This window comes from Acinetobacter sp. ANC_7553 (assembly GCF_056779895.1).
Map to the genome: position 1 here is coordinate 223,858 of NZ_JBWYIV010000002.1, position 22,119 is coordinate 245,976.

General features: G+C 39.2%; 17 protein-coding genes. 13 read left to right on the forward strand and 4 right to left on the reverse strand.

Annotated elements, in window-relative coordinates:
• Positions 1 to 306 precede the first annotated feature (306 nt).
• Entirely contained in the window at positions 307 to 795 is a 489-nt protein-coding gene (locus AC1M9I_RS02760; RefSeq protein ID WP_092766833.1) for a hypothetical protein, read from the reverse strand.
• Between the two features lie 282 nt (positions 796 to 1,077).
• Here AC1M9I_RS02760 and AC1M9I_RS02765 point away from each other — a divergent pair, with 282 nt between their 5' ends.
• The 3 genes from AC1M9I_RS02765 to AC1M9I_RS02775 are packed head-to-tail and all read left to right on the forward strand — an operon-like array spanning position 1,078 to position 4,485.
• On the forward strand, positions 1,078 to 2,031 hold the full coding sequence (locus tag AC1M9I_RS02765) for a metal-dependent hydrolase (RefSeq protein WP_481610646.1): 954 nt from the start codon (positions 1,078 to 1,080) through the stop codon (positions 2,029 to 2,031).
• Positions 2,032 to 2,046: 15 nt separating this feature from the next.
• Positions 2,047 to 2,892 (forward strand): SDR family NAD(P)-dependent oxidoreductase, encoded by an 846-nt coding sequence (locus tag AC1M9I_RS02770; protein ID WP_180027941.1) that lies wholly within the window; start codon positions 2,047 to 2,049, stop codon positions 2,890 to 2,892.
• A gap of 15 nt (positions 2,893 to 2,907) precedes the next feature.
• Positions 2,908 to 4,485 carry a flavin-containing monooxygenase gene (locus tag AC1M9I_RS02775; RefSeq protein WP_481594374.1) on the forward strand — a complete coding sequence of 526 codons (1,578 nt, stop codon included), beginning with the start codon at positions 2,908 to 2,910 and terminating at the stop codon, positions 4,483 to 4,485.
• A gap of 158 nt (positions 4,486 to 4,643) precedes the next feature.
• Here AC1M9I_RS02775 and gltA read toward each other — a convergent pair whose 3' ends face one another.
• A complete protein-coding gene (gene gltA / locus AC1M9I_RS02780) occupies positions 4,644 to 5,918 on the reverse strand; it encodes a citrate synthase (protein WP_035269948.1) in 1,275 nt (424 codons plus the stop codon).
• A gap of 1,041 nt (positions 5,919 to 6,959) precedes the next feature.
• On the opposite strand from gltA, the gene sdhC reads away from it, so the two are divergent.
• The 10 genes from sdhC (at position 6,960) to AC1M9I_RS02830 (ending at position 19,444) form a co-directional block, all read left to right on the forward strand.
• A complete protein-coding gene (gene sdhC / locus AC1M9I_RS02785) occupies positions 6,960 to 7,358 on the forward strand; it encodes a succinate dehydrogenase, cytochrome b556 subunit (protein WP_179997761.1) in 399 nt (132 codons plus the stop codon).
• Positions 7,358 to 7,723 (forward strand): succinate dehydrogenase, hydrophobic membrane anchor protein, encoded by a 366-nt coding sequence (sdhD, locus tag AC1M9I_RS02790; protein WP_035268511.1) that lies wholly within the window; start codon positions 7,358 to 7,360, stop codon positions 7,721 to 7,723. The genes sdhC and sdhD overlap by 1 nt, the downstream gene beginning before the upstream one ends.
• A gap of 12 nt (positions 7,724 to 7,735) precedes the next feature.
• Complete coding sequence (sdhA, locus tag AC1M9I_RS02795) at positions 7,736 to 9,634, forward strand: succinate dehydrogenase flavoprotein subunit (RefSeq protein ID WP_481610647.1); 1,899 nt, start codon at positions 7,736 to 7,738, stop codon at positions 9,632 to 9,634.
• Between the two features lie 14 nt (positions 9,635 to 9,648).
• A complete protein-coding gene (locus AC1M9I_RS02800; RefSeq protein WP_035268507.1) occupies positions 9,649 to 10,359 on the forward strand; it encodes a succinate dehydrogenase iron-sulfur subunit in 711 nt (236 codons plus the stop codon).
• Positions 10,360 to 11,096: 737 nt separating this feature from the next.
• Entirely contained in the window at positions 11,097 to 13,919 is a 2,823-nt protein-coding gene (locus AC1M9I_RS02805; protein WP_035268518.1) for a 2-oxoglutarate dehydrogenase E1 component, read from the forward strand.
• A gap of 17 nt (positions 13,920 to 13,936) precedes the next feature.
• Complete coding sequence (gene odhB / locus AC1M9I_RS02810) at positions 13,937 to 15,157, forward strand: 2-oxoglutarate dehydrogenase complex dihydrolipoyllysine-residue succinyltransferase (protein WP_035268505.1); 1,221 nt, start codon at positions 13,937 to 13,939, stop codon at positions 15,155 to 15,157.
• A 60-nt stretch (positions 15,158 to 15,217) separates the two neighbouring features.
• Entirely contained in the window at positions 15,218 to 16,651 is a 1,434-nt protein-coding gene (lpdA, locus tag AC1M9I_RS02815) for a dihydrolipoyl dehydrogenase (protein ID WP_035268502.1), read from the forward strand.
• Between the two features lie 167 nt (positions 16,652 to 16,818).
• A complete protein-coding gene (gene sucC, locus AC1M9I_RS02820; RefSeq protein WP_035268500.1) occupies positions 16,819 to 17,985 on the forward strand; it encodes an ADP-forming succinate--CoA ligase subunit beta in 1,167 nt (388 codons plus the stop codon).
• Between the two features lie 12 nt (positions 17,986 to 17,997).
• Entirely contained in the window at positions 17,998 to 18,888 is an 891-nt protein-coding gene (sucD, locus tag AC1M9I_RS02825) for a succinate--CoA ligase subunit alpha (protein ID WP_481588922.1), read from the forward strand.
• A 76-nt stretch (positions 18,889 to 18,964) separates the two neighbouring features.
• Positions 18,965 to 19,444 carry a hypothetical protein gene (locus tag AC1M9I_RS02830; RefSeq protein ID WP_481594373.1) on the forward strand — a complete coding sequence of 160 codons (480 nt, stop codon included), beginning with the start codon at positions 18,965 to 18,967 and terminating at the stop codon, positions 19,442 to 19,444.
• Positions 19,445 to 19,448: 4 nt separating this feature from the next.
• Here AC1M9I_RS02830 and rsmD read toward each other — a convergent pair whose 3' ends face one another.
• Positions 19,449 to 20,000 (reverse strand): 16S rRNA (guanine(966)-N(2))-methyltransferase RsmD, encoded by a 552-nt coding sequence (rsmD, locus tag AC1M9I_RS02835; protein WP_481593072.1) that lies wholly within the window; start codon positions 19,998 to 20,000, stop codon positions 19,449 to 19,451.
• A complete protein-coding gene (gene mrdA, locus AC1M9I_RS02840; protein ID WP_481610648.1) occupies positions 20,001 to 22,109 on the reverse strand; it encodes a penicillin-binding protein 2 in 2,109 nt (702 codons plus the stop codon). It abuts the gene before it with no gap.
• Between the last annotated feature and the right edge of the window lie 10 nt (positions 22,110 to 22,119).

Below are 22,119 nucleotides of genomic sequence, written 5' to 3' on the forward strand. Positions count from 1 at the left end.
CACGTGCTGATTTTATTGGAGTAATTATTCAGCTGTGTGTATGTGATATTACATAACTGCCAAATGGCTCAAATTTACATCATTAAAACATGATAAAAGATCTTATTTCTTGCACAGCAAAAACTACGATTCATATGTATTCTATCTAAAATAAAAGTAGATACTAGCTTTTGCCATTGTTTGTACATAAAAAATTAAATCGTAATGGATTTGCGACACAGTAAATCAGATGTCAAAGTTGATATGGTGTTTCTGATTCACAAATCAATAGCTTGAATAAAAAATATTCTTTTAATTTTACAATTTTTATTGATTCAAAATAATATTCGGAATCTTTTTCAAAAATATATCTCTAGCTATATCGCCTTGTTGTTCAATGTTGTAGTCATTGAAATTTTTTTTAGGGTCAAATTTATAGGCATAAGGATTATACTTTTTGAAGGAAATAAAATACGCACTTTGCAGAAAAGCGCCTTTGAGCAAAACATTTTGTCCTTGTTGGTGTTGTAAAATATGAGTCATCTCGTGAATGAAAATTCCTTGATAGATTTTATTTTCTTTCGAATAGTCAGTTTTGAAATGTTTGTTACGAATATGCAAATAGCCCTTTGGTGCCATAAATACCGCTGAGGGTTGCCACGGTAGAAACGGATGATTCATGATTTTCACCCTGTCATAATCTATAAGATCACCAAAGACACTTTGGCTCAACGTGATTTCACCTTGGGTGAGTGATCTACATCTAAAAGCGTCAAATTTTATCCATTTTAAAATAAGTGGCATCCACAACATCATACTTATTTCTTAATCTACTTAAAGTTTATGTGACACTCAAAATATCACTAATTGGAATCATTACTTGTTAAAAATCGTGTTGACCTTTAATGATAATGAAATGGTATTTACTGATTAAAACTTAATAATTTTGTTAGACAATCTTGATGAATGAGCAATTATGCCATCTCTAAAGATTTATTATGCAAATGGCTATTTCGTCTTTTTATCTTAATTTTTTAGAAACGTCGAAGAATTCACATTATTTGAATTTATTCACTGAGATAAAAGAGAAGGTTCGCCATGTTATTAACTCAGCCACTAAAAAAAATTTCTAAATTTCTAAACGATTCTAAATTTGATCCTGAGAATCAATCAAAAGCTATTCCAATTCGTCATATGAAATTTGATTTTGATCATCAAAAGATTGATCCAAAATTTTATTTGAATGCGGAATTAGCAAGTGCTTACTTTGCCTCACTTTCAATTTTTTTAACCTATGGTGAGGATCTCGTTATTGATACAGCGCGTTATCATCGTGACTTTATTCAAGATCCATTACTGAAGCAAAGAGTGACAGCGCTGATTGGGCAAGAAGCTTTACATTCTAAACTTCATGAAGAATTAAATGACGCTTTTTTAAAGGCAGATTTGCCTGTCAAATTGTTTAGATTTCTGGCGCATCACGTTTTTGAATATGGTTTTAATCGGTTGCCTCAGCCAATGAAATTATCGCTTATGGCTGGGATTGAGCATTTTACCGCAGTGCTTGCTGAATACATGATGAATCATGAGCATATTTTCTTCGAATCTCAAGATGAGAAACAACGCGCAATTTGGATGTGGCATATGCTTGAGGAATCAGAGCATAAAGATATTGCATATGATGTGTTCCAACTTCTTTCGAGTAACTATGCTTTAAGAATAGCAGGCTTTTTCCCAGCGCTTATTACGATTTTAGTGCTGATTTCTGCTGCATCACTAGTTGTGCCATTTTATCGTAAGCCATCAAATCTAATCAGTTTAAGTTACTACAAAGATATGTACCGAAGTGTAGGTTTGATTTTTGGTCTAAAAGATGGTGTTTATGGCAGTTCGATCAAACATATTTTCGAATATCTCAAACCAGACTTCCATCCGAATGATCATGATACATCAGCGTTTTTAGAGTACTACAAAGAACGTTTATTAAATCCAGTGGATGGTATTTTAACACCATACTTTACGAAGGAATTCATGCCTGCTTTAAAGGTATAAGAATAAGGATAGTTCATGCTTTTTTTTAAGAAGAAAATTAAACCGAGCCATCAGGCTTATGCTGTGGTAACGGGTGCGGGAAGTGGTATTGGACGCAGTTTTGCATTGGAAATTGCAAAACGTGGTGGTCAAGTGGTGTGTGCTGATATTAATTTAGCTGCAGCTGAAGAAACTGTTCAGCTGATTTCTCAGACCACAGGGCAAAAAGCATTTGCTGAATCCTGCGATGTGGGAAAAAAGGAAGATGTTGAGCGAGTGGCGAATCAAGCAGAAAACCTTTTTAATCATCCTGTGACACTTGTTATTAATAATGCTGGCGTGGGGTTAGGTGGTAAGTTTGATGAGATGACACTAGAAGATTGGCAATGGTGTATGCATGTCAACTTATGGGGCGTGATTCATGGTTGCCACTTTTTTGTACCGAAGTTTAAACAACAAGGTTATGGGGCAATTATTAATGTTGCTTCAGCAGCAGGATTTACAGCTGCACCTGAAATGACAGCTTATAACGTGACGAAATCTAGTGTACTTGCATTATCTGAAACGTTATCTGCAGAACTACATCAAGATAATATCCGTGTGAATGTGCTTTGCCCAACTTTAGTACCTACTAATATTATGAAGAATGGGCGATTACCTTCCAATTACTCGGGTTTAGCGGATGATTTATTGCAGAATCATGCATTTGTCACAAGCGATCAAGTTGCACAAAAAACCTTAAACAATTTAGATAAAGGCATTCTTTATACGATTCCACAACCAGACGCGAAATTATTTTGGTTGATGAAGCGTGCTTCACCGACCTTATATACCAAAATGTTAGGTGTAGGTTATCCATGGTTTAAGCGTTTTGTAAAATAATAGAGAGATAAAAGAATGACACTCGATAACGAATTAGAGAGCAATGCAGATTTAAAAATTCAAACTGCTGATCAATCTGAAAAAGCAGAAGTAAAAGTAAAGAAAAAAAATAACGCAGATAAAGAACTTAAAGTCGAACAATCACAAAAGGTGTATGACACGATTGTTGTTGGTGCAGGTATTTCCGGTATCGCTGCGGCATATAAAATGAATCAGGCAGGATATCGCGACTACATTGTGCTGGAAAAAGCGAACCGAGTTGGTGGTACATGGCGCGATAATAATTATCCAGGATGTGGATGTGATGTTCCTTCAGCCTTATATTCTTTTTCCTTTTCGCCAAGTCACAAATGGAGTCATTTGTTTGCCAAGCAGCCAGAAATCTTAAGTTATCTTGAGGAAGTGGTTGAGAAGCATCAATTGACTGAAAAAATCCAATTTAATCATGAATTAAAAACAGCACGTTGGGATAACGAGAAGGCGCAGTGGTCGTTAGAAACTTCTCAAGGAAAGTATCTAGCAAAAACGGTAATCTTTACAACGGGACCGATTACTGAGCCATCATTTCCAAAAATTAAGGGCATAGAAAGTTTCAAGGGGGAAATGTTTCACTCTGCAAGATGGAATCATGAGTACGATCTGAAAGGTAAACGTATTGCTGTTATTGGTACAGGTGCTTCAGCGATTCAATTTATTCCTCAGGTTCAGCCATTAGCGAAAGAACTCTTTGTGTTTCAGCGTACAGCACCTTGGGTGTTGCCAAAAGCTGATATGAATTTGAATGATCAAGCGAAATCACTGATCCAGAAATTTCCCGTTATTCAATCCACTTGGCGGAGCAGTATTGCCCAAATTTTAAATGGCATTAACTTTGGTTTGCGTAATCCGAAAGTGCTGAAGCCTGTGAATTTCTTAAGCAAACAATTATTGAAGTTGCAAATTCAAGATGATGAATTAAGAAAAAAAGTCACACCAAATTTTGATATTGGCTGTAAACGTCTTTTATTTGCCAACAATTACTATCCAGCATTGCAACAAGATAATGTGAAATTAATCAATGAGGGGTTGGTTGAGATTGATGGGAATACGGTCGTTGCGGCCAATGGTGAGCGTCATGAAGTAGATGTCATCATTTGGGGTACGGGTTTTGAGGTATCGCATCCGCCAATTGGTAAACGCATTTACGATATGGATGGGAAGCTCTTAGCAGATCGCTGGAAAAATAGTTCACCGGAAGCTTATTTAGGTGCAAGTATTACCAATGTACCAAATGCATTTTTGGTGTTAGGACCAAATATTCTGGTTTATGACTCATTTATTGGTATTGCTGAAGCTCAATTAGATTATATTCTTGATGGCCTACTAAAGATCAAAAAGCAAAATATTAACAAGCTTGTGATTAAAGACGACGTTGTTAAGCGACATAATCAATTGGTTCAAAAACATCTTAAAACCACTGTATTTAATGCAGGTGGCTGTAAGAGTTACTATTTGGATGAAAATGGTCGTAACTTTGCAGCATGGCCATGGTCTCTTGCAAAATTAAAACAGCAGTTAAGCTCATTAAATTTGGATCATTATTCACAACACTGATCAAAAAAGCCTGATTTAATCAGGCTTTTTTTTTGTTTGTAGATATTCTAGATATACGAGGTTTCTATTTCATCAGGGCTGAAAACAATAGTTTGTTGTTAATCAGATAATAAAAAACCACCCAAAGGGTGGTTTTTTGACTGTCGACGCAGTTCGAATTAACGAACGATATCGCGTTGAACTTCGCCAGTGTAAAGTTGACGAGGACGTCCAATCTTGTATGGGCCGCTGTGCATTTCTAACCAGTGGCTGATCCAACCAACAGTACGTGCAAGTGCGAAGATTACAGTGAACATTTCTGTTGGGATACCAATCGCTTTAAGGATGATACCTGAATAGAAGTCAACGTTTGGATAAAGGTTACGCTTGATGAAGTATTCATCAGAAAGTGCGATACGCTCCAATTCCATTGCTAAAGCTAACTGTGGATCATTGATACCTAAAGCACCAAGAACTTCATCACAAGTTTCTTTCATTACTTTAGCACGTGGATCGAAGTTTTTATAAACACGGTGACCGAAGCCCATAAGTTTAACTTCTTTAGTCTTCACTTTTTCCATGAAGCCAGCAACGTTTTCTACAGAGCCGATTTCATCAAGCATCTTAAGAACAGCTTCGTTTGCACCACCGTGAGCAGGGCCCCAAAGTGCAGAGATACCAGCAGCGATACATGCATACGGATTAGCACCAGTAGAACCAGCTAAACGTACTGTAGACGTAGAAGCATTTTGTTCATGGTCAGCATGAAGCGTGAAGATACGATCCATTGCTTTTGCAAGAATAGGGTTAACTTTGTAATCACGATCTGCTGGAGTAGCAAACATCATGTACAAGAAGTTTTCTGCATAGCTTAAGTCATTACGTGGGTAAACGAATGGTTGACCAACAGTATACTTGTAGCTCCACGCAGCAAGGGTAGGAATTTTAGCAATCAAACGGATCGCAGTAATTTCACGGTGATCAACATTTTCGATATCAAGGTTGTTGTGATAGAACGCTGATAACGCACCAACAACACCAACCATAATCGCCATAGGGTGTGCATCACGGCGGAAACCGTTATAGAAGCGGCTAACTTGATCGTGAACCATGGTGTGGTTACGAACTTTAGCGTCAAACTCTTCTTTTTGCTCAGCTGTAGGAAGCTCACCATTTAATAATAAGTAGCAAGTTTCTAAATAATCAGCTTTAGTAGCTAGTTGGTCGATTGGATAACCACGGTGTAATAGAACACCTTTATTACCATCGATAAATGTGATTTTAGACTCGCAAGACGCTGTAGCCATAAAACCAGGATCAAAAGTGAAGTGACCTGCGGCCAATACATCTTTAACGTCGATTACATCTGGGCCCAATGTGCCGCTGTAAATTGGTAATTCAATTTCTTTGCCATCAAGCTGTAATACGGCTTTTTTGCCAGTTGCTTCAGACATTCAATAGATCTCCTGTCCTGGTGAATGTTTTATCTAACCCGAAATAATCTGTTGTAATCCGTGAGTTAGACGGTTTCAAAATTTGCTCTAAGCTTAGTGAGTAGTCAAAAATTGTCAATTATACTTATGGATAAAAATGACGACCTAAAGTGACTGGTTCTAAACTCAGTTAATCAGTAGGAATTTATCTGCTTTTCACTAGCGCCGCCGTATAATAAGACAATTTCAACGGTAGTGGCATAAAAAAAAAGACAAAAACGTGCATATTTTGATGATTTAAACCATGTAATGCTTGATTATTAATACCTTTTATCAATATGTTAAAGGTTGTGAAAAGCGATTGTTTATAGAATTTGTCTGTTTTTTTAAGATGATAGACTGAATAAATAGACCAATAATGACAATGAAATATTTTTTTTCACTTTATTTACTAATTGATTAAAAAGTGTCTAATTTATGATGTTTCATTACATTTTAAGTGATGAGCTCAACATTAGAAAATGAAGTTCATTTTGTAATTAATTTATAAGTGCATATGATTTTTATCCTTTTTTACATTTGAAATTACTCAATTCAATTAGATAAAAAAACAATGACCATGTGAGCAATATTCATTTTTCTAATTAGTTTTAAAAGTACAAATTATTTGAGAATTAATTTTCTTTAAGTTTTTGAAAAATAAAATAAATATTATATTTCTTAAAAAAATATATTTTTGTAGTGAGTTGTGCTTTAGTCTAATTAAGACAAATCGAACATTTGAGTTCAGTAACACTAAATTAAAATAAATTGATATAAATATTAATGGCTTAGTGTTTGTATTTAAATGGAGAGATGACTTAACTGTAAGAAAGTAGATGTAAATGATTCTTATTTAAAAATATTTTATGGTTGACGCCTGCTTCGTAGGTTTGTAATTTGAAATTGCACGTTTTATAATTCCGTGTCGTATAAAGGTTTAGACAATTTATTTGTCTAACAAATGCCAGCTTTCCTTCGAATTAATTCCAACAAACTCCGGATGGAGTTTTTAACTACAGGATGCCCGCTGTGAAAAGCAACAGACCTGTCAATTTGTCCATGGGTCAAGTTTTAGACGTAAACTTAAAATCCCCTGTGGCTATTGCATCTATTTTACACCGTCTTTCAGGTGTCATCGTATTTTTACTCGTACCAGTTCTCTTATGGATCTTAGACAAATCATTGTCTTCTCCTGAGGGCTTTGCACAAGTTCAAGCTATTTTTGATAGCTTTATCGTGCGCTTCATCGTATGGGTATTTGTCGCTGGCTTAATCTACCACTTCATCGCAGGTATCAAGCATTTGCTTGCTGATATGGGTATCGCTGAAGAGTTACAAAGTGGTCGTGTAGCAGCAACAATCGCATTAATTTTATCTGCAATTGGTATCGTTGCATCATTTGTATGGATCGTACTCTAATGAAAAGTGCTACTGGTTTAACGGGTTCAGGTTCTCGCGATTGGTTTATCCAGCGTGTAAGTGCTGTAGTTTTAGCTGTTTATACTGTTGTGGTGTTTGGTTGGATCCTTTGTAATGGTGGTTTCAACTTCGAACAGTGGTACGGCTTTATGATGACATTACCAATGAAGATTTTATCTTTATTGGCAGTCTTATCTCTTGTTGCACACGCATGGATTGGTATGTGGCAAGTATTCACTGACTATGTGACGACTCGTCAAATGGGTCCATCAGCATCAGGTTTACGCCTAGTACTGACTTCAGCAGTCATTATTGCTGTATTTGCATATGCGATCTGGGCAATCCAGATTTTTTGGGCGAATTGATAGGAAACAATCATGGGCGCTATAAACCCTAAAGAAGATTATACAAATATTCCACACGAAACTTTCGATGCTGTCATCGTTGGTGGTGGTGGTTCTGGTATGCGTGCTTCTTACCAACTTGCTCAAGCTGGTTTGAAAGTTGCGGTATTGACTAAAGTATTCCCAACGCGTTCTCACACTGTAGCTGCACAGGGTGGTATTGGTGCTTCTCTTGGTAACATGCAAGAAGATAACTGGCACTACCATTTCTATGACACAGTAAAAGGTTCTGACTGGTTAGGTGACCAAGACGCAATTGAGTTTATGACTCGTGAAGCGCCACAAGTTGTATATGAACTTGAACATCTAGGTATGCCATTTGACCGTAACGCTGACGGCACAATCTACCAACGTCCATTTGGTGGTCACTCTGCGAACTACGGTGAAAAAGCTGTTCCTCGTGCTTGTGCTGCTGCCGACCGTACAGGTCACGCACTTCTTCACACGCTTTATCAAAGCAACGTGAAAATGGGTACACAATTCTTCGTAGAATGGATCGCGCTTGATTTGATCCGTAACGAAGCAGGGGATGTACTTGGTGTTACAGCAATTGACCAAGAAACAGGTAAAATTGCAGTATTCCAAGCGAAAGCAACATTGTTCGCAACGGGTGGTGCTGGTCGTGTTTACCGTGCATCTACAAACGCATATATCAACACTGGTGACGGTCTTGGTATGGCTGCTCGTGCAGGTATTCCATTACAAGATATGGAATTCTGGCAATTCCACCCAACAGGTGTTGCAGGCGCAGGTGTATTGTTAACTGAAGGTTGTCGTGGTGAAGGTGCAATCCTTCGTAATAAAGACGGTGAACCGTTCATGGAGCGTTATGCTCCAACTTTGAAAGACTTAGCACCACGTGACTTCGTATCACGCTCTATGGACCAAGAGATCAAAGAAGGCCGTGGTTGTGGTCCTAAAGGTGATTATATCCTTCTTGATATGACGCACTTGGGTGCTGATACGATCATGAAACGTCTTCCATCTGTATTTGAGATTGGTAAGAAGTTCGCGAACGTTGACATCACAAAAGAGCCAATTCCTGTTGTGCCAACAATCCATTACCAAATGGGTGGTATTCCAACTAACATTCATGGTCAAGTTGTTGTTCCTGAATCGCGTGAAACTACTCCGCTAGAAGCACATTACGACAAAGACAGCGATACTTATTCTACCAATGGTGCGGATCGCAATTTCACTAAACCAGTGAAAGGTTTCTATGCGATTGGCGAATGTTCATGTGTGTCTGTACACGGTGCTAACCGTTTAGGTACAAACTCATTGCTTGACTTAGTTGTATTTGGTAAAGCTGCTGGCGAACATATCATTGACTATGTGACTAAGCATCACGGTGATGAATATGCGCCGCTTCCAACAACTGTGCTTCAGCAAACTGTTGAGCGTATCCGTCGCTTAGATGAGTCAACTTCAGGTGAAAATGCGCAAGAAGTTGCTGATGCAATTCGTGATATCGTTCAAGACCATGCAGGTGTATTCCGTACAACTGAACTTCTTGAAAAAGGTGTGAAAGAGATTCTTGCACTTGAGCCTCGTATCCGTAATATCCACTTAAAAGACAAATCAAAAGTATTTAATACTGCACGTATTGAAGCACTTGAAGTGGAAAACTTATACGAAGTTGCAAAAGCAACCTTAATCTCTGCAGCTGCACGTAAAGAATGTCGTGGTGCGCATACTGTTGTAGATTTTGAAGAATCTCCAGATCATCCAGCATATCCTTACGGCCGTCGTGATGATGAGTGGATGAAGCATACTTTATGGTTCTCTGCTGATAACCGTCTTGAGTACAAACCAGTACGTTACAAGCCTTTATCAGTTGATGCTATTCCACCTAAACCACGTACATTCTAATTGGGAGAAGTAAGATGAGTAGAGGTACTCGTACATTTAATATCTACCGCTACGATCCTGATAAGGATAAAGCACCGTACATGCAAACATTCAAGCTTGAGTTGACTGATAAGCACCGTATGTTGCTTGATGCGCTACTTGCATTGAAAGTTCAAGACGAAACTTTAACGTTCCGTCGTTCATGCCGTGAAGGTATTTGTGGTTCTGATGGTGTAAACATCAATGGTAAAAATGGTTTAGCGTGTCTTTGGAACCTAAACGATTTGCCAGAAGTAATTACTATTCGTCCATTACCAGGTCTTCCAGTAATCAAAGACTTGGTTGTAGACATGAATCAGTTCTATGATCAGTACGACAAAATTCAACCGTTCTTGATTAATAATCAACCTGCACCACCTAAAGAGCGTTTACAATCTCCAGAAGAGCGTGAGCATCTTGATGGTTTGTATGAATGTATTCTTTGTGCATGTTGTTCAACGTCTTGCCCATCATTCTGGTGGAACCCTGATAAATTCTTGGGGCCTTCAGCATTGTTGAATGCATATCGTTTCATTATTGATTCGCGTGATACTGCAACTCAAGACCGTTTGGCTCGTTTAGATGATCCTTTCAGTTTATTCCGTTGTAAAGGTATCATGAACTGTGTATCAGTATGCCCTAAAGGTCTAAATCCAACAAAAGCGATTGGTCACATTCGTAGCATGTTGTTAGATCAAGCTGGTTAATGCTGTTCCAAAAAAAGCACACTTTGGTGTGCTTTTTTTTAATCAAAACTTGGTGTTAAATTTAGTTTTCGAGATATTTTGGTTGAAGTGGTTAGATTTGCCCCAATCATAAAAAAATATGCACTTTAGGGATAAATGAAAACGTTTTGCATCTGCAAATATCTTTTTAAAATGTTAAGATATCGGTTTTATGATCCAAGTTGCATGTATTTAAATCTATAATTTTAGGCTTTAGTCTAATAATTATGAATTTTAATAGAATTTATCTAAATGCACCTTATATTATCTCAATGGTTTATAGTTGTATTTAGCTAATTTATGAATGGTATGTGTCAATAAAATCAGTTTGAAGTGAAGTTCATGATAGGATTTGAACAAAATTTTTAGCATGAATATTATTCAATCTGTACATTAAATCAACATTTTGGTGGTTTGGTGTTAAGCTGAAAGCAGGAATAATAAAATTGAAAAGTTGTTTTAGAAAAGACTAATATTTTTAATTTTTTCTAAGTCAATTTGCAAAAATTGCTCGGTAATTTTATCGAGTATAAAGATGAGTGATGATGCCAATGAGGGCGTTATGATTCGTCATTGGTATTAGAAACTCTCTAATGCTATACGCCCCATGGTCTTTTGTACCAGATGGGTGAATGTCAATTTACCGATTTGGCATTATCAATCATGGGCGAGCTTAGAAAGCTCCCTGTAATGTTTTGCAATAGGAAATGGGTCCACAAATGCAAGAAGTTGCTGACGCATTGCGTCTTGACACTGAACTTTCCGCTGACAGTGCAGCGTATATTGAAGAACTTTATGAGCAGTATTTAGTTGCTCCAGAATCAGTCGGTGCTGATTGGCAAGAATACTTTGGTAAGTTCCCAAAAGGGGATCAACCACACAGCAATGTACGTGAGCAATTCCTTTTATTGGGTCGTAACTCAAACCGTATTCAGCCTGTCGTTCAAAGTTCAGTTAGTTCTGAGCACGAGCGTCGTCAGATTGGCGTATTACAATTAATCGCTGCATACCGTAACCGCGGTCATCAAAAAGCAAAATTAGATCCATTAGGTTTGGCAAAACGAGAAGAAGTGCCTGATCTTGATCTAGCGGCTCATGGTTTAACCAAATCTGACTTAGATACTGTATTCAATACAGGTAATCTTGCAATTGGCAAAACTGAAGCAACTTTAGGTGAAATGGTCAATGCGATGGAGGCGACGTATTGCGCTTCTATTGGTGTTGAATATATGCACATTGTTGACACTAAAGAGAAACGTTGGATTCAACAACGTCTTGAAGGTGTGAAAGGTCAATTTGGTTTTTCAGCAGAACAAAAGAAACATGTTCTTGAACGTTTAACTGCAGCTGAAGGCTTAGAGAAATACTTAGGCAATAAGTATGTTGGTGCTAAGCGCTTTGGTGTGGAAGGCGGTGAATCTTTCATTCCGATGGTTGATGCTGTTATTCAACGCGCAGGTTCTGTGGGATGTAAAGAAGTTGTGATCGGTATGCCACACCGTGGTCGTCTCAACTTGCTTGTCAATATCATGGGTAAAAACCCAGCAGATCTTTTCGGTGAATTTGAAGGTAAATCACTTCACAAGAAAGGTTCTGGTGACGTTAAGTATCACCAAGGTTTCTCGTCAAACGTAATGACTCCAGGTGGCGAAGTTCATTTGGCATTGGCATTTAACCCATCACACTTAGAAATCGTAGGGCCTGTAGTTGAAGGTTCAGTACGTGCTCGTCAAGTTCGTCGTAAAGACATTGGTGGTGATGACGTATTACCCGTAATCGTACATGGTGATGCTGCATTTGCTGGTCAAGGTGTGAACCAAGAAACCTTCCAAATGTCACAAACACGTGGTTATACGGTAGGTGGTACAGTTCATATTGTTGTCAATAACCAAGTTGGTTTTACAACATCAGATCCACGTGATGCACGTTCTACTGAATACTGTACTGATATCGCGAAAATGATTCAGGCACCAATCTTCCATGTGAATGGTGATGATCCTGAAGCTGTATTGTTTGTTGCTCAACTTGCACATGATTTCCGTCATACTTTCCGTAAAGACGTTGTTATCGATATGTTCTGTTACCGTCGTCGCGGTCACAATGAAGCAGATGAGCCAGCAGCAACTCAGCCAATGATGTATCAAGTCATTAATAAGAAAACGACAACTCGTGCATTATATGCTGACAAATTAGTACAAGAAGGTGTAATTGATCGTGCGACTGCTGATCAGATGATCGAAGATTACCGTGCTGATTTAGAAGCAGGTAAACATGTTGCGAATGCACTTGTACTTGAACCGAATAAAAAAATGTTCGTTGACTGGACGCCATACTTAGGTCATGAATACACTGACGTTTGGGATACTACTTTCCCTGAAGAGCGTTTAAAAGAACTTGGTCGCAAAATGCGTGAGCTTCCTGAAGGCTTCGTGATGCAGCGTCAAGTTTCTAAGGTGATCGATGATCGTCTTAAAATGCAAACTGGTGAAATGCCATTGAACTGGGGTGCAGCTGAGACTCTAGCTTATGCTTCGTTATTGGACGAGGGTTATCTTGTTCGTTTAACTGGTGAAGATGTTGGTCGTGGTACATTCTCGCATCGTCATGCGAAGCTTCATAACCAAGTAGACGGTTCGACGTATATTCCACTTTGCCATATTAAAGAAAATCAACCGCGTACAGCGATTTATGACTCATTATTGTCTGAAATGGCAGTATTGGCATTCGAATATGGTTATGCAACAACTCTACCTAAGAGCTTAATTATTTGGGAAGCACAATTTGGTGACTTCGCGAACTGTGCTCAAGTTGTTATTGACCAATTCATTGCTTCTGGTGAGACAAAGTGGGAGCGCGTTTGTGGTTTAACGATGCTTCTTCCACATGGTTTTGAAGGTCAAGGCCCAGAACACTCATCTGCACGTTTAGAGCGTTTCTTACAGCTATGTGCTGAAGAAAACATGCAAGTGATGACGCCTACAACTCCTGCACAGATTTTCCATGCTTTACGTCGTCAGGCGATTCGCCCAATTCGTAAACCAATGATTATCATGTCTCCAAAGTCATTATTACGTCACAAATTAGCGGTATCTAATCTTGATGAATTGGCGAACGGTACTTTCCAAACCGTGATTGATGAAGTTGATAACATTAATAAGTTGGATGTGACTCGTGTAGTGCTTTGCGGTGGTAAGGTTTATTACGATTTACTTGAAAAACGTCGTGAAAATGAATTGAACAACACTGCTATTGTTCGTGTTGAACAATTGTACCCATATCCAGAAGCACGTTTAGCGGAAGTACTTGCACAATATCCAAATATGAAAGAGCTTGTTTGGGCGCAAGAAGAACCGAAGAACCAAGGCGCATGGTTATTCATCGCACCACGTTTATACGAAGGTGTTATGAAGTCAGGTCAACAAATTCAAATCAGCTATGCAGGACGTGAAGCATCTGCTGCACCGGCTTGTGGCTCACCATATTTACATGCAAAACAACAAGCACAACTCGTTAACGAAGCGCTTGCGATCGTAGCAGAATAATCAGGAGAATCTTAAGAATGGCAACCGAAATTAAAGCACCGGTATTCCCAGAGTCAGTTGCAGACGGAACAATTGCAACTTGGCACAAACAACCAGGTGAAGCGGTATCACGTGATGAAGTGATCTGTGATATCGAAACGGATAAAGTTGTACTTGAAGTTGTTGCTCCTGCAGATGGTACGATTGCAAATATCATTAAAGGCGAAGGCGACACAGTTCTTTCTGATGAAGTAATTGCTACATTTGAAGCAGGTGCTGTTTCAGGTGCTTCTCAAACTCAAGCTGTTCAATCTGAAGAGAAAGTTGAGCAAGCTGCTGCTGCTACAGAAGCGGGTGCTGCTCCTGTTGTTGAACGCGCTCAAGCTCCTGTTCAAGATCAAGCTCCAGCTGTTCGTAAGGCATTAACTGAAACTGGTATTAATGCATCAGAAGTTTCAGGTACAGGTCGTGGTGGCCGTATCACTAAAGAAGATGTGGCGAATCACCAATCTAAACCTGCTGCTCCTGCTGCTGCACCATTAAGCGTAGCTGTAGGTGAGCGTATTGAAAAACGTGTTCCTATGACACGTCTTCGTAAGCGTGTGGCTGAGCGTTTACTTGCTGCAACGCAAGAAACAGCAATGTTAACGACGTTCAACGAAGTCAACATGAAGCCAATCATGGACATGCGCGCTCAGTACAAAGATGCTTTTGAAAAGCGTCATGGTGCTCGTTTAGGCTTTATGTCATTCTTTGTTAAAGCTGCAACTGAAGCACTTAAACGCTACCCAGCTGTAAATGCTTCAATTGATGGAGATGATATCGTTTATCACGGTTACTATGACATCGGTGTAGCGGTATCTTCTGACCGTGGTTTAGTAGTTCCAGTATTACGTGATACTGATCGCATGAACTATGCTGAAGTTGAAAATGGTATCCGTGATTACGCATTCAAAGCACGTGATGGTAAGCTGGGCATTGAAGACATGACAGGTGGTACATTCACGATCACTAATGGCGGTACTTTCGGTTCATTGCTTTCAACACCAATTTTAAATACGCCACAAACTGCAATTTTGGGTATGCATAAAATCCAAGAGCGTCCAATGGCGGTAAATGGTCAAGTTGAAATCTTACCAATGATGTATTTAGCGCTTTCTTATGACCACCGTTTAATTGATGGTAAAGAAGCAGTGGGTTTCCTTGTAACAATCAAAGAATTGTTAGAAGAACCAGCTAAACTTATCCTTGATCTTTAATTCTAAAGAATAAATCCATGGGCTTAGAGCGATCCTCTAGGCCCATTTTTGGAGAGAAGAATGTCTCAACAATTTGATTTAGTAGTAATCGGCGGTGGTCCAGGTGGTTATGAAGCTGCTATTCGTGCAGCACAACTGGGTTTCAAAGTTGCGTGTATTGAAAAGCGTATTCATAAAGGAAAACCCTCTTTAGGTGGTACTTGCTTGAACGTGGGTTGTATCCCATCTAAAGCACTTTTAGACTCTTCACATCGTTATGAAGATACTGTTCATCATTTAGATGATCATGGTATTACAACGGGCGAAGTAAAATTTGATCTTCAAAAGTTACTTGCTCGTAAAGATAAAATCGTTAACCAACTTACAATGGGTATTGATGGCCTGTTGAAAGGTAACGGTATTGAATGGTTGCAGGGTACAGGTAAATTATTAGCTGGTAAAAAAGTTGAGTTTGTTCCACATGAGGGCGAAACTCAGATTTTAGAACCTAAATATGTCATTCTTGCTTCCGGTTCTGTTCCTGTAAATATTCCTGTTGCTCCTGTAGATCAAGATCTTATCGTTGATTCTACTGGCGCGCTTGAATTCCAAGAAGTACCTAAGCGTTTAGGTGTAATTGGTGCAGGTGTCATTGGTCTTGAACTTGGATCAGTATGGCGTCGTTTGGGTGCAGAAGTTGTTGTTTTTGAAGCAATGGATGCATTTTTACCAATGGCTGATAAAGCTTTGGCAAAAGATTACCAAAAAGTATTAACTAAGCAAGGTCTTGATATTCGTGTTGGCGCAAAAGTAGCTGGTACAGAAATCAATGGTCGTGAAGTGACAGTAAAGTACACTCAAGGTGGCGAAGACAAAACTCAGACTTTCGACAAATTGATCGTTTGCGTGGGTCGTAAAGCGTATGCAGAAGGTTTATTAGCAGAAGATTCTGGCATTAAACTAACTGAACGTGGTTTGGTTGAAGTAAATGATTGGTGTGCAACTTCTGTTGAAGGTGTATATGCAATTGGTGACTTAGTACGTGGTCCAATGCTTGCACATAAAGCAATGGAAGAAGGCGTAATGGCTGTTGAACGTATTCATGGTCACGCAGCTCAAGTGAACTATGACACGATTATTTCTGTGATTTATACACACCCTGAAGCGGCGTGGGTTGGTTTAACAGAAGAACAAGCGAAAGAAAAAGGTCACGAAGTTAAAACAGGTCAATTTGGTTTCGCAGCGAATGGTCGTGCGATGGCAGCTGGAGAAAATGCTGGTTTCGTGAAATTTGTTGCTGACGCTAAAACGGATCGTTTGCTTGGTATGCACGTGATTGGACCTGCTGCGTCCGATATCGTTCACCAAGGCATGATCGCACTTGAATTTGTATCAAGCGTTGAAGATCTTCAATTAATGACATTTGGTCACCCAACATTCTCTGAAGTAGTTCATGAAGCTGCGCTAGCAGTAGATGGGCGAGCGATTCACGCGATTCAGCGTAAACGTAAATAACACAAAAAAGAGCGGCTGAGGCCGCTCTTTTTGCATTTGGTGGTTGTTTTTGTTTGAATAATCATCTAAAACTAGAATACTAAATTTAATAAATGCCAATATTTATTGCGAAGGAAGTTTAAATATTGGTGTGTCATAAAAAGTGAAAAGTAGTAAAAGGTAAAACAATGAATTTACACGAGTATCAGGCGAAATCGCTGTTAAAAAAATATGGTATGCCAGTTCAGGAAGGCATCATCGCTACAAATGCAGAGGAAGCAGTAAAAGCATTTGAACAGCTAGGCGGCAAATTCGCTGTTATGAAAGCACAAGTACATGCCGGTGGGCGTGGAAAAGCTGGCGGCGTTAAAGTCGTTAAGTCAGCTGATGAAGCAAAAGAATATGCTTCGCAAATTATTGGTACTCGTTTAGTTACATATCAAACGGATGCAAATGGGCAACCAGTTAACAGTGTACTCGTTGCAGAAGATGTCTATCCAGTTGAGCGTGAATTGTATTTAGGCGCAGTTGTTGATCGTTCATCACGTCGTATTACTTTCATGGCTTCTACTGAAGGTGGTGTCGAAATTGAAAAAGTCGCTGAAGAAACTCCAGAAAAAATTATTAAAGTTGAAGTAGATCCATTGGTTGGCTTACTTCCTTTCCAAGCTCGTGAAGTCGCTTTTGCTTTAGAGCTGAAAGATAAACAGATTAATCAATTTGTTAAAATTATGTCTGCAGCTTATCAAGCGTTCGTAGAAAATGATTTCGCATTGTTTGAAATCAATCCTTTGTCAGTCCGTGAAAATGGTGAAATTTTGTGTGTTGATGCCAAGGTCGGTATTGATTCGAATGCTTTATATCGTTTGCCAGAAGTTTCTGCTTTAAGAGATAAATCGCAAGAAAATGAGCGTGAGCTCAAGGCATCTGAGTTTGACCTTAACTATGTTGCTTTAGAAGGTAATATTGGTTGTATGGTGAATGGAGCAGGTCTTGCAATGGCAACCATGGACATCATTAAACTCTATGGTGGTCAACCAGCAAACTTCTTGGATGTAGGTGGTGGCGCAACCAAAGAGCGTGTAATTGAAGCATTCAAGATCATTTTAGCGGATCAGTCAGTACAAGGTGTGCTGATCAATATCTTCGGTGGTATTGTGCGTTGTGACATGATTGCTGAAGCAATTATTGCAGCGGTTCAAGAAGTAAATGTAACAGTGCCTGTTGTTGTTCGCTTAGAAGGGAATAATGCAGAACTAGGTGCAAAATTACTTGATGAATCTGGTCTTAAACTAATTTCTGCAAACGGCTTATCTGATGCCGCAGAAAAAATTGTTGCTGCAGTAAAAGCATAAGGAGTATCAATCATGAGCGTATTAATTAATAAAGACACTAAAGTATTGGTACAGGGCTTTACGGGTAAAAATGGTACATTCCACTCAGAACAAGCTTTGGCTTATGGTACTAAGGTTGTGGGTGGTGTGACTCCAGGTAAAGGCGGTCAAACTCATTTAAATCTACCTGTATTCAATACAATGAAAGATGCAGTGAAAGAGACTGGTGCTGATGCATCGGTCATTTACGTTCCTGCACCATTTGTATTGGATTCTATCGTTGAAGCAGTTGACTCTGGCGTTGGACTGATTGTTGTTATCACTGAAGGTGTACCAACCATTGATATGCTGAAAGCGAAACGCTATCTAGAAACCAATGGAAATGGTGCTCGCTTAGTGGGTCCAAACTGTCCAGGTGTTATCACGCCGGGTGAATGTAAGATTGGTATTATGCCAGGACATATTCATCAGCCAGGACGAATCGGTATTATTTCGCGTTCTGGTACGTTGACCTATGAAGCTGTTGCACAAACTACGAAGTTAGGATTAGGACAATCAACGTGTATTGGTATTGGTGGAGATCCAATCCCTGGTATGAATCAGATTGATGCTTTGAAACTGTTCCAAGATGATCCAGACACAGATGCAATTATTATGATTGGTGAGATTGGTGGTACAGCTGAAGAAGAAGCGGCAGAATATATCCAATCAAATGTGACCAAACCTGTTGTTGGTTATATTGCTGGTGTGACTGCACCGAAAGGTAAGCGAATGGGTCATGCTGGTGCTATTATTTCAGGTGGTAAAGGCACAGCAGAAGAAAAATTTGCTGCATTTGAGCGTGCTGGAATGGCATATACACGTAGCCCAGCTGAACTTGGTTCAACGATGTTAGAAGTACTCAAAGAAAAAGGTTTAGCTTAATCCTTTAAGTAAAAAAGCCTCCTGAGTGGAGGCTTTTTTCATGCATAATAATAAGATATAGAAACGTAAAATTAATATGATTCAAAATTTTAAACTTTATTTACAAGCTTTGATGATTTTTTCTATTTCTGCTGTTCACGCGAACTCCTTGGATCATGATGAAAATACGAAAGATCAAAATCTCATTTTTAATTTTTTTGAAGCTCAGCAAGAACTTCACTATGAGCCTGCCATAGAAGATTTAAATAGTGAACAGACCAAGATTGCAGAATTAAATGAGAAAGAATATTCGAGATTTGATGTATTGACGCATTCAATTTTTCAATCCGAACGTATTAAGTTTTTTAATTTCACAGCTTTTGATCGGAATGAATTGAAGAATAAACTTGATACAGGTCATTTTGACTTATCAAATCTGGAACAATTAAGCATTACGTTTGGATATGGTGTTGAGTATTTGCTGAAACAGAATCAAACGATAGGGTACGAGTTTTTATCCTCGTTTCCCTACGATCGAGGCAGATTGATTCGGATTTTTTGGAATCAGACATTTTAAATGTCTAATCTATTTTTCGATAAAGGCCTGATTTAACTGTTCCAGCTTTGGTTTCTTTTATGAGGTGCCATGAAGAAGGTAGATTAAGTGATGACAATGGTTGATCGGCTTCGACATAAATAAATGCATCTGTTTTGAGTTTTGGGTCAATCAATGAAGCCAACTCCTCCCAAAGATTTAAACTATAGGGAGGATCTAAAAAAACTACATCGAATTGATTGTTTGAGAGTTGTTTTAGCGCGATTTGGGCAGTGCTTTGAATCAGTTTTGCATTATTCACATTTAAAAGCGCTAAGTTTGATTTTAAAAATTTATTTTGCTCTAAATTAGGTTCGATCATCGTGACATGAGCTGCCCCTCGAGATAGCGCTTCAAAACCTAATGCACCAGATCCAGCGCAAACATCTAGCACCTGCGCTTGTTGAATATCCCACATTAACCAATTAAATAAAGTTTCGCGTACACGATCTGGTGTTGGTCTTAAACCCTCAATAGTGGCAAAAGGTAATACACGGCGTTTCCATTCACCACCAATGATGCGGAGTTGATTTTTCATTTATTGACTCGTGTTACGTTGAGTGTCAGTGTTTGCATTCGTTGCATTCGTTGCATTCGTTGCATTCGTTGCATTCGTTGCATTCGTTGCATTCGTTGCATTCGTTGCATTCGTTGCATTCGTTGCACTGTTGCTGTTACGTGATGTTTGGAGTTCACGAGGAAGTGCATTTGGATCGGCTGATAAATTACTAGATCCGCTAGGTAATTCACCAGGCTTAATGCCTGCTGTCATTAAGCCGCCGCTGACAACATGATTCATCGGCTTTATTGGCTTACGATCACGATGGAGTAACCAATAATCTAATACAGGACGTGCGAGCGCGGTTGCTCCTGAACCTCCACGACCATTTTCCCATATCACTGCAATCGCTATTTCTGGGTTGTCGGCAGGGGCGAAGCCTACAAATAAGCCGTGATCGAGTTGACGTTCAGTTAATAAAGCTTCGTTATACTTTTTACCTTGCGCAATACTCTTGACCTGAGCGGTACCTGTTTTACCCGCAATTTGATATTGCAGTCCACCACGAATCCCTTTACCTGTTCCAGATTGGATCACATCCACCATGGCATCACGCATCTTAATCCAATCTTCATCAGTACCATTGAAGGCAATTTTATAATCTGGTGCATTGTGGACTTTGAATTGCTTTGTTCCTTTGGTTTCACGTAATACATGCGGTGTAACATGGGCGCCATGATTTGCAGTAATTGCAGTTGCCATCGCAAGTTGCAAGGGGGTAGAAGTGAACGCACCTTGCCCAATACTGACTGAGATTGTTTCCCCTTTGAGCCATTTAGAATTGCGAGTACGCATTTTCCATTCTGGCGAAGGATACAATCCTGTACTTTCGCTAGGAAGGTCTACACCCGTTTTCTCACCAAATCCAAACTGACGCATCCATGTGTTCATACGATCGATCCCCATCTGGTAAGAAAGAACGTAATAGTAAGTATCACATGAGACAACAATGGACTTGTGCATATTGACTACACCATGCCCCGTTTTTTTCCAGTCGCGGAATTTGTGAGAATCTCCTGGTAAGTGGAAATAACCTGGATCTGAAATAGCAGTTGACCAATCGACAATACCGTAGTGAATACCCCCTAATGCAGCCATAGGCTTAATGGTAGAACCTGGTGGATAAGTCCCTTGAACTGCGCGGTTATACAACGGCTGATCTAAATTGTCACGCAGCGCACTATAGTCTGTATGACTGATACCAGTCACGAATAAATTTGGGTTGAAACTTGGACTCGAAACGAGTGCCAAAATTTCACCTGTACGTGGATCCATTGCAACAATTGCACCACGACGCCCCGCAAGTTGCTCAGCAGCTACTGTTTGGAGACCATAATCAAGTGATAAATAGAGGTCATTACCGCGTACAGAATCTTTACGCCCTAATTTCCGTAAGACATTACCGAAAGCATCTGTCTCAATAGACTCAAAGCCAGGTGAGCCATGCAACAGGTCTTCATAAAATTTTTCTACACCAATTTTACCGATCAGGTTTGTACCTGCGTAAGCATCTTTATCAATGCTTTTGAGTTCTTTATCGTTAATACGACCGACATACCCAATAACATGGGCAAATAATTCACCATGCGGGTAATAACGCGTCATTTGGGTTTCAATAGAAACACCAGGAAATTTAAACTTTACTTCACTAAATTTAGCGATATCTGTTTCAGTTAAGTTTAGTTTAAGCGTTACACGTTCAGTCTTTTTTGCGGTTTTCACACGACTCATGAAGCGTTCGATGTCTTCTTCGCTCAAGTCAATAATCTTTCTAAGGCGTTCTACCGTGTCTTCAATATCAGGCACATCCGCTTTACTTAATGTAGCCGTAAAAACTGGATAATTGTCAGCCAATAGAATGCCGTTACGATCAAAAATATAACCGCGGGCAGGGGAAATCGGTTGTAAACGAATTCGGTTTTTGTCCGATGCATCTTTAAATTGGTCGTAATGCACAATTTGCAAATAAGCATATCGAGACAATAGAACAAGTAAAAAAAAGATTACCACGCAAATAGCAAACACCACTCGACTACGAAAAATTCGCTTTTCTTGTTGTACATTCTTCAGTGGGAACTGCTGCTTCATAGATCTTTAC